The 11764-nt window shown below is 55.1% G+C and carries 10 protein-coding genes; 8 read left to right on the plus strand and 2 right to left on the minus strand.

Going from position 1 to position 11764, the window contains the following annotated elements; genetic code table 11:
* Window positions 1–218 precede the first annotated feature (218 nt).
* From tal to NR114_RS18950, 3 genes are all read left to right on the plus strand, one after another.
* Window positions 219–1172, plus strand: coding sequence for a transaldolase (gene tal / locus NR114_RS18940; RefSeq protein WP_020825143.1), 954 nt, complete (start codon window positions 219–221; stop codon window positions 1170–1172).
* Between the two features lie 150 nt (window positions 1173–1322).
* A complete protein-coding gene (gene mog, locus NR114_RS18945; protein WP_020825144.1) occupies window positions 1323–1910 on the plus strand; it encodes a molybdopterin adenylyltransferase in 588 nt (195 codons plus the stop codon).
* A gap of 123 nt (window positions 1911–2033) precedes the next feature.
* Window positions 2034–3341: an MFS transporter gene (locus NR114_RS18950; protein ID WP_020825145.1), complete on the plus strand. Its 1308-nt coding sequence runs from the start codon at window positions 2034–2036 to the stop codon at window positions 3339–3341.
* Between the two features lie 51 nt (window positions 3342–3392).
* Here the strand turns inward: NR114_RS18950 and satP are convergent, their stop codons facing one another.
* Window positions 3393–3992 (minus strand): acetate uptake transporter, encoded by a 600-nt coding sequence (satP, locus tag NR114_RS18955; RefSeq protein ID WP_041415204.1) that lies wholly within the window; start codon window positions 3990–3992, stop codon window positions 3393–3395.
* Window positions 3993–4316: 324 nt separating this feature from the next.
* Here satP and dnaK point away from each other — a divergent pair, with 324 nt between their 5' ends.
* From dnaK to nhaR, 4 genes are all read left to right on the plus strand, one after another.
* Window positions 4317–6230 carry a molecular chaperone DnaK gene (gene dnaK / locus NR114_RS18960; protein WP_020825147.1) on the plus strand — a complete coding sequence of 638 codons (1914 nt, stop codon included), beginning with the start codon at window positions 4317–4319 and terminating at the stop codon, window positions 6228–6230.
* Window positions 6231–6336: 106 nt separating this feature from the next.
* Window positions 6337–7467, plus strand: a complete 1131-nt coding sequence (gene dnaJ, locus NR114_RS18965) for a molecular chaperone DnaJ (protein WP_020825148.1) — start codon at window positions 6337–6339, stop codon at window positions 7465–7467.
* A 235-nt stretch (window positions 7468–7702) separates the two neighbouring features.
* Window positions 7703–8869, plus strand: a complete 1167-nt coding sequence (nhaA, locus tag NR114_RS18970; RefSeq protein ID WP_234528915.1) for a Na+/H+ antiporter NhaA — start codon at window positions 7703–7705, stop codon at window positions 8867–8869.
* A gap of 194 nt (window positions 8870–9063) precedes the next feature.
* Window positions 9064–9963: a transcriptional activator NhaR gene (nhaR, locus tag NR114_RS18975; protein WP_004950031.1), complete on the plus strand. Its 900-nt coding sequence runs from the start codon at window positions 9064–9066 to the stop codon at window positions 9961–9963.
* A gap of 69 nt (window positions 9964–10032) precedes the next feature.
* On the opposite strand, the gene rpsT is transcribed toward nhaR, so the two are convergent.
* On the minus strand, window positions 10033–10293 hold the full coding sequence (gene rpsT / locus NR114_RS18980; RefSeq protein WP_012005147.1) for a 30S ribosomal protein S20: 261 nt from the start codon (window positions 10291–10293) through the stop codon (window positions 10033–10035).
* A 390-nt stretch (window positions 10294–10683) separates the two neighbouring features.
* On the opposite strand from rpsT, the gene ribF reads away from it, so the two are divergent.
* The gene (gene ribF / locus NR114_RS18985; RefSeq protein WP_020825150.1) at window positions 10684–11622 is read left to right on the plus strand and encodes a bifunctional riboflavin kinase/FAD synthetase; all 939 of its coding nucleotides are present in this window, start codon (window positions 10684–10686) and stop codon (window positions 11620–11622) included.
* Window positions 11623–11764: the final 142 nt, after the last annotated feature.

Below are 11764 nucleotides of genomic sequence, written 5' to 3' on the forward strand. Positions count from 1 at the left end.
AACATAATTTATTCAGTCGATAGCACGTTATTGCCTTTTCTTCAGCTCGGGAATGACGAAAGATACGAGCGTAAACGGTTGCTCGCTCAAGGATAAAACCAGCGCCGCCGGGCCGCGATTTTCCAGCCTTGCACCGGGCCTTGCGCATGTTATTATCAGGGCAGGGCATGGTTGAACGATGCCAAAAGTTCATGCACAAACGATGAGATAATGCCAACATGACCGATAAATTAACTTCCCTGCGCCAACTCACTACCGTGGTTGCAGATACGGGCGATATCGCGGCAATGAAGCTGTATCAACCGCAAGATGCTACAACCAACCCTTCGCTGATCCTCAATGCAGCCCAAATTCCTGAATACCGCAAACTGATTGACGAAGCCATTGCCTGGGCGCGTGAGCAGAGCAGCGATCGCGAACAGCAGATCGCCGACGCCGCCGACAAGCTGGCCGTCAACATCGGTCTGGAAATCCTTAAGCTGGTTCCTGGCCGTATCTCTACCGAAGTGGACGCACGTCTGTCCTACGATACCGTGGCCAGCGTTGCCAAGGCCAAGCGCCTGATCAAGCTGTACAACGATGCCGGCATCAGTAACGACCGCATCCTGATCAAACTGGCTTCTACCTGGCAGGGCATCCGCGCGGCAGAGCAGTTGGAGAAAGAAGGCATCAACTGTAACCTGACGCTGCTGTTCTCCTTCGCTCAGGCGCGTGCCTGTGCCGAAGCTGGCGTGTACCTGATCTCTCCGTTTGTTGGTCGTATCCTCGACTGGTACAAAGCCAACGGCGACAAGAAAGAGTTCGCGCCAAACGAAGATCCAGGTGTGGTTTCCGTTACCGAGATCTACCAGTATTACAAAGAGCACGGTTACAAAACCGTGGTGATGGGCGCCAGCTTCCGTAACGTCGGTGAAATCATCGAACTGGCTGGCTGTGACCGTCTGACCATCGCCCCTGCACTGCTGAAAGAGCTGGCAGAGAGCGAAGGTTCCCTGGAGCGTAAACTGGCTTACACCGGCGAAGTGAAAGCGCGTCCTGCGGCGCTGACCGAGCCTGAGTTCTACTGGCAGCACAACCAGGATCCAATGGCAGTTGAGAAACTGACCGACGGTATCCGCAAGTTTGCCGTAGACCAGGGCAAGCTGGAAAAAATGATCGCCGATCTGCTGTAATTCAGGCAGTCAGCGCAGAAAAAGGTGGCTTAGGCCGCCTTTTTTTATGCCCGCAGATCCCCGGCGCGGGCATACACCTTATACTGTCGGGATGAATAACAGGGCGGGAAGCGAACCCGCTCGAACCCCATTAGGCTGTAGAGGTTACGCATGGACATATTACGTATTGGTTTGGTTTCAGTTTCTGACCGCGCTTCCGGCGGCGTTTACCAGGACAAAGGCATACCGGCTTTGGAAGCGTGGCTGACCGACGCGCTGGCCACGCCGTTCAAACTGGAAACCCGCTTGATCCCCGATGAGCAAACGTTAATCGAGCAAACCCTGTGTGAGCTGGTGGATGAAATGGGCTGCCATCTGGTGCTGACGACCGGCGGTACCGGGCCGGCGCGACGTGACGTGACCCCAGACGCCACGCTGGCGATCGCCGATCGCGTGATGCCTGGCTTCGGCGAGCAAATGCGTCAAATCAGCCTACACTATGTGCCAACGGCAATTCTTTCACGCCAGGTGGGGGCGATCCGCAAGCAGGCGCTGATCATCAACCTGCCGGGACAACCGAAGTCAATCAAGGAAACGCTGGAAGGGGTCAAGGACGAACAGGGCAAGGTGGTGGTGCATGGTATCTTCGCCAGCGTGCCGTACTGCATTCAGTTGCTCGAGGGGCCTTATGTGGAAACTCAGGCCGAAGTGGTAGCAGCATTTAGGCCGAAGAATGCGCGTCGCGAGATAAACCTCTAAATTTCAGCGTTATGTGAGATAAGCCCCAAGCGTTCTGGTGTGAAAATATTTTGCCGTTATAGTAAGGATTCGTTTACAGAAGCCGCTGGCTTTTATTTTAACAGTCTCCTCTGACGGTACCCTATGCCTCACGATAATAATCGCCGGTTAAACCGGCAAGACTACAAAACTCTGACGTTAGCTGCCCTGGGCGGAGCGCTGGAGTTCTACGACTTCATCATTTTCGTCTTCTTTGCTGCGGTGATGGGTGAACTTTTCTTCCCGGCGGATATGCCTGAATGGCTGCGTCAGGTGCAAACCTTCGGCATCTTTGCCGCCGGTTACCTGGCCCGGCCGTTGGGCGGCATCGTCATGGCACACTTCGGCGATTTGGTCGGCCGTAAGAAGATGTTCAGCCTGAGCATTCTGCTGATGGCGCTACCGACGCTTGGCATGGGCCTGTTACCGACCTACGCCAGCATAGGTATTGCCGCGCCGCTCTTGCTGCTGCTGATGCGGGTGCTGCAGGGCGCAGCGATTGGTGGTGAAGTGCCGGGGGCCTGGGTGTTTGTTGCCGAACACGTGCCGCGCCGCCGCATTGGTTTTGCCTGCGGTACCCTGACCGCCGGTCTGACGGTCGGTATCTTGCTGGGCTCGTTGGTGGCGACGGTGATCAACACTACGCTCAGCCAACAGACCATCGCCGAGGGGGGCTGGCGCATTCCTTTCCTGCTGGGCGGCATTTTCGGCCTGGTGGCGATGTACCTGCGCCGTTGGTTGCAGGAAACGCCAATTTTCATCGAGATGCAGGCGCGCAAAGCCCTGGCGGAGGAGCTGCCGCTGAAATCCGTGGTGCTTAACCATCGCAAGGAAGTGGTGGTGTCGATGCTGCTGACCTGGCTGCTGTCCGCCGGTATCGTGGTGGTGATCCTGATGACCCCGACTTACTTGCAAAAGCAATTTGGCATTGCCCCGGCGCTGTCGCTGCAGGCGAACAGCATTGCCACCATCATGCTGATTGCCGGCTGCATTACCGCCGGTTTGGCGGCGGATCGCTTCGGCGCCAGCAAAACCTTTATCGTTGGCAGTTTGCTGTTGGCCGGCTGCAGTTGGCTGTTTTATCGGACGGTGGGAGAACACCCGGAAATGCTGTTCGCCTGCTATGCGCTGGTAGGCTTCAGCGTGGGCGTGGTGGGCGCTGTACCCTATGTGATGGTGCGGGCTTTCCCGGCGGAAGTGCGATTTACCGGTATTTCGTTCTCATATAATGTCGCATACGCTATTTTTGGGGGTTTAACCCCAATATTTGTGACGTTGATCATGAAGTTAACCCCGTTAGCACCCGCTTACTACGTATTGGCGTTGTCGGGGATAGGACTGCTGCTGGGGATTTACCTCCATCGCGATCTGAACAGCGAAACCAGGGCGCAACGCGCCGGTTCTTACAGCTAAAAAAAAGCCCTGCAATCAACCGCAGGGCTTTTCATTTCAGGTCAATGACGCTTATGCCACTGCCCGGATAGGTTCTACATTGTTGACGCTGGGTTCGCCAATCGGCAGCACCGTACGGCCAAACTGCTCGTTGAGCACTTCCGCCATAGCCAGGTAGATGGCGCTGGCACCGCAGATGATGCCTTCGTAGCCGGCAAATTTCAGCAGCGCAGGGTTGCCGGTGATGTTACCGACGGCCAGCAGGGCGAACAGCAGCGTCAGGCTGCCGAACACGAACTGCAGCACGCGGTTGGCGCGCAGAGTGCCGAAGAACATGAACAGGGTGAAGACGCCCCACAGTGCCAGATAGATCCCCAGCACGCTGGCGTCGGTTGGTTCAGCCAGGCCCAGGCGTGGCAGCAGCAGCAGCCCGACCAGGCTCAGCCAGAAGCTGCCGTAAGAGATAAAGGCCGTCATGCCGAAGGTATTGCCTTTCTTGTATTCCAGCAGGCCAGCCATAATCTGGGCCAGTCCACCGAAGAAAATCCCCATGCTGATGATGGAAGAGTTCAATGGGAAAAAGCCCGCGTTGTGCAGGTTCAGCAAGACGGTGGTCATCCCGAAGCCCATCAGGCCGAGAGGGCCGGGATTCGCCAACTTGTTGGTGTGCATATGTCCTCTGCGATAACAGAATTTTAACGAAAATGGATAGGTAAATTCATAAATGGTCTGAATGGCCGAAAAACCTATAACTTCCATCAGAGCGCGCGGCATCATAATGATCCCCAGAACAGGAAACAATGATCTGAGTGACGATAAAAACGAATTTTTTTTTGCCCTGCCCCTTGATGCTGGATTGTATGGCCCCATCTTATTTGCAACCGCAGTTGCTGACCGCGGGTAAGTCTGAAATGTCGGGCAGTTGAAAAGCAAAAATTCGCCCGCATATAGGTTAGCAACCTGACCGAATATGAATTTATTAGTGGAGACGTTTAGATGGGCAAAATCATTGGTATCGACCTGGGTACTACCAACTCTTGTGTAGCAATTATGGATGGTGGTAAAGCGCGCGTGCTGGAGAACAGCGAAGGCGATCGTACTACACCTTCGATCATCGCATATACCCAGGATGGTGAAATTCTGGTTGGCCAGCCTGCTAAGCGTCAGGCTGTTACTAACCCACAAAACACCCTGTTTGCGATCAAGCGCCTGATTGGCCGTCGCTTCCAGGATGAAGAAGCACAGCGTGATAAAGACATCATGCCGTACAAAATTGTGGCTGCTGATAACGGCGACGCATGGGTAGAAGTGAAAGGCCAGCGTGTGGCACCACCGCAGATCTCTGCAGAAGTGCTGAAGAAAATGAAGAAAACGGCGGAAGATTACCTGGGTGAACCGGTAACTGAAGCAGTTATCACCGTACCTGCATACTTCAACGACGCACAGCGTCAGGCGACCAAAGACGCCGGCCGTATCGCAGGTCTGGAAGTAAAACGTATCATCAACGAACCGACCGCAGCGGCTCTGGCTTACGGCCTGGACAAAGAAGTCGGCAACCGTACCATCGCGGTTTATGACCTGGGTGGCGGTACTTTCGATATCTCTATTATCGAAATCGACGAAGTTGACGGCGAAAAAACCTTCGAAGTTCTGGCAACCAACGGTGATACCCACCTGGGTGGTGAAGACTTCGACAGCCGCCTGATCAACTATCTGGTGGAAGAGTTCAAGAAAGAACAAGGTTTCGACCTGCGCAACGATCCGTTGGCGATGCAGCGTCTGAAAGAAGCCGCTGAGAAAGCGAAGATTGAACTGTCTTCCGCTCAGCAGACCGACGTAAACCTGCCGTACATTACTGCAGATGCGAGCGGTCCAAAACACATGAACATCAAAGTGACCCGTGCAAAACTCGAGTCGCTGGTAGAAGATCTGGTTGCGCGTTCTATCGAGCCGCTGAAAGTCGCTCTGAAAGACGCTGGCCTGTCGGTTTCCGACATTCAGGACGTGATCCTGGTGGGCGGCCAGACCCGTATGCCAATGGTTCAGAAGAAAGTCGCTGACTTCTTCGGTAAAGAACCGCGTAAAGACGTTAACCCGGACGAAGCCGTTGCGGTGGGTGCTGCGGTACAGGGCGGCGTGTTGGCCGGTGATGTGAAGGATGTTCTGCTGCTGGACGTTACCCCGCTGTCGCTGGGTATCGAAACCATGGGCAGCGTGATGACTCCGCTGATCACCAAAAACACCACCATCCCGACCAAGCACAGCCAGGTGTTTTCTACCGCTGAAGACAACCAGTCTGCGGTAACCATCCACGTGCTGCAGGGTGAGCGTAAACGCGCTAACGATAACAAGTCACTGGGCCAGTTCAATCTGGACGGCATCCAGGCGGCTCCACGCGGTATGGCGCAAATCGAAGTGACCTTCGACATCGACGCCGACGGTATTCTGCACGTGTCTGCCAAAGACAAGAATACCGGCCGTGAGCAGAAGATCACCATCAAGGCTTCTTCTGGTCTGAACGAAGAAGAAATCCAGAAAATGGTGCGCGATGCTGAAGTGAACGCCGAAGCTGACCGTAAGTTCGAAGAGCTGGTGCAGACCCGTAACCAGGCCGACCACCTGATCCACGGTACCCGTAAGCAGTTGGAAGAAGCGGGCGACAAACTGCCGGCGGAAGACAAAACGGCTATCGAAGCGGCGCTGAAAGATCTGGAAGTTGCGGTTAAAGGCGAAGATAAAGCCGAGATCGAAGCTAAGACCCAGGCTCTGGTGCAGGTTTCCGGCAAGCTGCTGGAAATGGCTCAGGCGCAGCAGGCTCAGCAAGGTGCTGATGCCGGTGCTGATAACGCGGCGCAGAAAGACGACGACGTGGTTGACGCTGAGTTCGAAGAAGTTAAAGACAAAAAATAATCGCCCTTAAGCGGGCACGGAACGGCTGAGAGGCCGTTACCGGAAACCAGCACGGGCGTCGAGGCAACTCTACGCCCGTGCACGCATGTTAAGGGTTACAGAAATAATGGCGAAGAAAGACTATTACGAGATTCTCGGCGTCTCCAAGACGGCGGAAGAACGTGAGATCAAAAAGGCGTATAAACGCCTGGCGATGAAGTACCATCCTGACCGCAACCAGGATCAGGACGCCGAAGCCAGATTTAAAGAGGTCAAGGAAGCGTACGAAGTTCTGACCGACGATCAAAAGCGTGCGGCCTACGATCAATACGGCCATGCGGCGTTTGAACAAGGCGGCATGGGCGGTGGCGGTGGGTTTGGCGGCGGCGGTGCCGACTTCAGCGATATCTTTGGCGACGTATTTGGCGACATCTTCGGTGGTGGCCGCCGTCAACGCGCCAGCCGCGGTTCCGATCTGCGCTACAACATGGAGCTGTCCCTCGAGGAAGCTGTTCGTGGCGTGACCAAAGAGATCCGCATTCCGACGCTGGAAGAGTGTGGTGTTTGTCACGGCAGCGGCGCGAAGCCAGGCAGCTCGCCGGTGACCTGTCCAACCTGTCACGGTCAGGGCCAGGTGCAGATGCGCCAGGGCTTCTTTACCGTGCAGCAGGCCTGTCCGCACTGTCATGGCCGCGGTCAGATCATCAAAGACCCTTGCAACAGCTGCCATGGCCACGGCCGGGTAGAGAAAGCCAAAACGCTGTCGGTGAAAATCCCGGCCGGCGTGGATACAGGTGACCGCATCCGCCTGGCGGGTGAGGGTGAAGCAGGCGAACACGGCGCACCGGCTGGCGATCTGTACGTTCAGGTTCAGGTGAAGGCTCACCCGATCTTCGAGCGTGAAGGCAACAACCTGTACTGTGAAGTACCGATTAACTTCGCGATGGCAGCATTGGGTGGTGAGATCGAAGTGCCGACGCTGGATGGCCGCGTGAAGCTGAAAGTACCGACAGAAACCCAGACCGGCAAACTGTTCCGCATGCGCGGCAAGGGTGTTAAATCGGTACGTGGCGGCAGCCAGGGCGACCTGCTGTGCCGTGTAGTGGTGGAAACCCCGGTTAACCTGAACGACAAGCAGAAGCAATTGCTGAAGGAACTGGAGGAGAGCCTGGGTGGCCCTTCCGGTGATAAAAACAGTCCGCGTTCGAAAAGTTTCTTCGACGGCGTGAAAAAGTTTTTTGATGACCTGACGCGTTAAGCTTCTGTCTCCGTTAGCGTTCTGCATAACCCCGGTGTCAAAACCGGGGTTTTTTATTGACATTCATTTACCAATATCCCTATAAAAAGTGTGATATATATCGTTGATAGATCGGTTTTAACGATGTTTAAAGCATTTATAAACGTATTTTATCGAGCTAAATCGCCGTCTATACTCGTTCCATTACTTTGTCTGCGGGGCCCATGTGCTACGCACAAATCTGGAGAGACGTATTGTGACCAACATTATTCGTCAGTTTTTACGTCAGGAGGCCGCGGGCGGTATCATCCTGATAGTCGCCGCGATTATTGCGTTGATCATGGCCAATACCCCGGCTCAGGGGATCTATCACGCTTTCCTCAATTTACCGGTTATGGTGAAGGTGTCTTCACTGGAGATTGCCAAGCCGCTGCTGCTGTGGATTAACGATGGCCTGATGGCGATCTTTTTCCTGGTGGTGGGGCTGGAGGTTAAGCGTGAGCTGATGCAAGGCTCATTGGCCGGGCGCGACAAGGCGGTCTTCCCGGCAATTGCCGCGCTGGGCGGCATGCTGGCACCGGCGCTGATTTACCTGATGTTCAACGGCGCGGACGAGGTGACTCGTCAGGGCTGGGCAATCCCGGCGGCGACCGATATTGCGTTTGCCCTCGGGGTGATGGCGCTGTTGGGTAACCGTGTGCCAACCAGCCTGAAGGTGTTCCTGCTGGCGCTGGCGATTATTGATGACCTGGGCGTGATCGTGATTATCGCGCTGTTCTATACCCACGAAGTCTCGATGGCGGCGCTGGGCGTGGCGGCGGCGGCTGTTGCGGTACTGGCGTTTATGAACTGGTGCGGGGTGGGGAAAACCTCACTCTATATGATTGTCGGCCTGGTACTGTGGGTAGCTATCCTCAAATCCGGGGTGCATGCAACGCTCGCCGGGGTGATCGTCGGCTTTATGATCCCGCTGAACGTGAAGAAAGGCCCGTCGCCTTCAGAAACGTTAGAGCATGAACTGCATCCGTGGGTGGCCTTTATGATCCTGCCGCTGTTTGCTTTCGCTAACGCCGGCGTTTCATTACAGGGCGTGTCGTTGAGCGGGCTGACCTCGCTATTGCCGGTCGGGATCGCGGCGGGTCTGTTTATCGGTAAGCCGTTGGGCATCTTCACCTTTAGCCTGTTGGCAGTGAAGCTGGGGATTGCCAGGTTGCCTGAAGGAATTGGTTTCAAACAGGTGTTTGCCGTTTCTGTGCTCTGTGGTATTGGTTTCACCATGTCGATTTTCATCGCGTCACTGGCGTTTGGTGATGCGGATGTTGTACTAAGCACCTATTCGCGACTGGGGATCCTGATTGGGTCAACTACGGCGGCGGTGGTCGGGTACGCTCTGTTGCGCATGTCGTTACCAAGGGTCAGATAACCCCTTTAGGGTATCCCCTGTTTGCGGGGACACACTACAATAGCTGGTCGGAGCTGCACAGTATAAAATATGTGCAGCTTCGGCCGTTCTGTTTGGGACGAATGCAGCAACAGGTTGTCTGAAACAGGGAAAGGACATTAGTCGCTCGTCACGGTCGAAAGTTCGCCGCGATGAAATGTTAAGGAGAGCACCTCGTGAGGATGTCGCATATCAACTTTAATCACCTTTACTACTTCTGGCAGGTCTGCAAGGAAGGTTCTGTGGTCGGCGCCGCCGAAGCGTTGTTTCTGACGCCGCAGACCATCACAGGCCAGATCAAAGCGCTGGAAGAGCGTTTGGACGGCAAGCTGTTCAAGCGGCAGGGGCGTGGGCTGGTGCCTTCTGAATTGGGGCAGCTGGTGTTCCGCTATGCCGACAAGATGTTTATGCTCAGCCAGGAAATGCTGGATATCGTCAACTACCGCAAGGAATCCAACCTGCTGTTCGACGTAGGGGTGGCGGATGCGCTGTCCAAGCGTTTGGTGAGCCAGGTGCTGGAAACGGCGGTGGTGGTGGATAATGAGCAAATTCACCTGCGTTGCTTTGAGTCGACGCATGAGATGCTGCTGGAGCAGCTCAGCCAGCATAAGCTCGATATGATCCTGTCAGACTGCCCGGTGGACTCCAGCCAGCAGGAAGGGCTGTTTTCACTCAAGCTGGGTGAGTGCGGCATCAGCTTCTTCTGTCGTCAGCCGGCGCCGGATCTGCCGTTCCCCGCCTGCCTGGAACAGCGCAAATTGTTGATCCCTGGCCGACGTTCGATGCTGGGGCGTAAATTGCTTAACTGGTTTAACACCCAAGGCATTCAGGTGGAAATCCTGGGCGAGTTTGACGATGCGGCCCTGATGAAAACCTTTGGCATGTACCACAACGCGATCTTCGTTGCTCCGACGCTGTATGCGCAAGATACCTATAACGACGATGACGTGGTGGAGATTGGACGTATTGATAGCGTGCAGGAAGAGTACTACATCATCTTTGCCGAGCGCATGATCCAGCATCCGGCGGTACAGCGGGTGTGCAACAAGGACTTCTCTGCGCTGTTTGCCTACTAGACCGGGTAGCGCAGACGTAAAAAAACCGGCCTGAGCCGGTTTTTTTTCAAGCAGACAACACGATGCTTATTACAAAGCGTTGATGCGCGCCGACAGGTTTGACTTATGGCGTGCTGCTTTGTTTTTGTGGATCAGGCCTTTAGCAGCCTTGCGGTCCACGATTGGTTTCATTACAGCGTAAGCAGCTTGCGCAGCTTCTTTGTCGCCAGTGGCGATAGCAGCTTCTACTTTCTTGATGTAGGTACGCATCATTGAGCGGCCGCTAGCGTTATGCTTACGACGCTTCTCAGACTGTACGGCGCGCTTCTTAGCTGATTTGATATTAGCCAAGGTCCAACTCCCAAATATATTCTATTGAGGACAATTCGAAGGCCGAGGAATATGCCCTTTTAGCCTGCGTTTGTCAATGAATTTGTGCAAATAAGCGCCGTTTGTACGGGCGGCACTTGCTACGTTGTGATGGCGCAGGATTTTACCAGCTTCGGTCATGGGAATACAGTCTTTCGCGAGAAAATTCACCAATGATTTGCCACGGTGGTCGCAACCCATTGGCCGCAGTCGGTAATCACCCGGATGACGCCGGATAAACTGCGGTTAGGGCGTTTCACCTGCAGATTATCTCCGGTATGGTATGTCTATTACATAAAGGCACCAATCGCGGGTTAACCTTAACCGCTGTACAAGGTATAATCCGGCGATTTCCACTGTTTTGAGCCAGCTATGGAGCTAATTCGCGGCATTCACAATATCCGGGCACGCCACCATGGTTGCGTGCTCACCATCGGCAACTTTGACGGCGTACACCGCGGTCACCAAGCGTTGCTGGAGCAGCTGAAACAAGAGGGGCAACGCCTCGGGCTGCCAGTGATGGTCATGATCTTTGAGCCGCAGCCGCTGGAAATGTTTGCAGCGGACAAGGCACCGGCCCGTCTCACGCGTTTGCGTGACAAGGCTAAATACCTGGCGCAGGCGGGCGTTGATTACCTGCTGTGCGTCAAGTTTGATCCGCGTTTTGCCGCCAACACGGCACAGGCGTTCGTCGCCGACCTGCTGGTGGAAAAACTGGGCGTGAAATTCCTGATGGTCGGGGATGATTTTCGCTTTGGCGCTACCCGCCAGGGCGATTTTCCGCTATTGCAAAAAGCCGGGAAAGAATACGGCTTTGAAGTGATCAGCACGCCGACCTTCCGCGAGGGCGATCAACGCATCAGCAGCACGGCGATCCGCAATGCGCTGCGCGATGACGACCTGGCGCAGGCGGAGACGCTGCTGGGCCACCCGTACAGCATTTCTGGTCGGGTGGTGCACGGCGATGAGCTGGGTCGCACCATCGGCTTCCCGACCGCCAACCTGCCGCTGAAGCGCCTGGTTGCCCCGGTGAAAGGGGTTTATGCGGTAGAAGTTTATGGTCTGGGGCCTGAGCCGCTCCCTGGCGTAGCCAATATCGGCACGCGCCCAACCGTTGCCGGTGTGCGTCAGCAGCTGGAAGTCCACCTGCTGGATGTCACAATGGATCTTTACGGGCGCCATATAGACGTGGTGCTCCGCGCGAAATTGCGCAATGAACAGCGTTTTGCTTCGCTCGATGCCCTGAAGCAGCAAATCGCCAATGATGTGGTGACGGCCCGAAAGTTTTTCGGGTTAAAAACACTGGTTTAATCGTTTACCCTAAACAATTCGAGTGGCATCGTGGCGGCAACCGCGCGAACCCCGATGAGCTTGCACAGGCAAGTGATTCGGGTAAGAAAGGGCAGCCAACAAAGATGCAGCTTGAAGTGTGACGGGTAAATAGCCGAAAACG

The organism is Serratia sp. Ser99, assembly GCF_024519545.1.
In the GTDB taxonomy this organism is placed as follows: domain Bacteria; phylum Pseudomonadota; class Gammaproteobacteria; order Enterobacterales; family Enterobacteriaceae; genus Serratia; species Serratia liquefaciens.

What these genes read in the sequence shown, in the direction of transcription:
- NR114_RS18950 (WP_020825145.1), top strand. Translation starts at nt 2,034, where the DNA reads ATGCCTCACGATAATAATCGCCGGTTAAACCGGCAAGACTACAAAACT.
- satP (WP_041415204.1), bottom strand. Translation starts at nt 3,992, where the DNA reads ATGCACACCAACAAGTTGGCGAATCCCGGCCCTCTCGGCCTGATGGGC.
- ribF (WP_020825150.1), top strand. Translation starts at nt 10,684, where the DNA reads ATGGAGCTAATTCGCGGCATTCACAATATCCGGGCACGCCACCATGGT.
- dnaK (WP_020825147.1), top strand. Translation starts at nt 4,317, where the DNA reads ATGGGCAAAATCATTGGTATCGACCTGGGTACTACCAACTCTTGTGTA.
- tal (WP_020825143.1), top strand. Translation starts at nt 219, where the DNA reads ATGACCGATAAATTAACTTCCCTGCGCCAACTCACTACCGTGGTTGCA.
- dnaJ (WP_020825148.1), top strand. Translation starts at nt 6,337, where the DNA reads ATGGCGAAGAAAGACTATTACGAGATTCTCGGCGTCTCCAAGACGGCG.
- mog (WP_020825144.1), top strand. Translation starts at nt 1,323, where the DNA reads ATGGACATATTACGTATTGGTTTGGTTTCAGTTTCTGACCGCGCTTCC.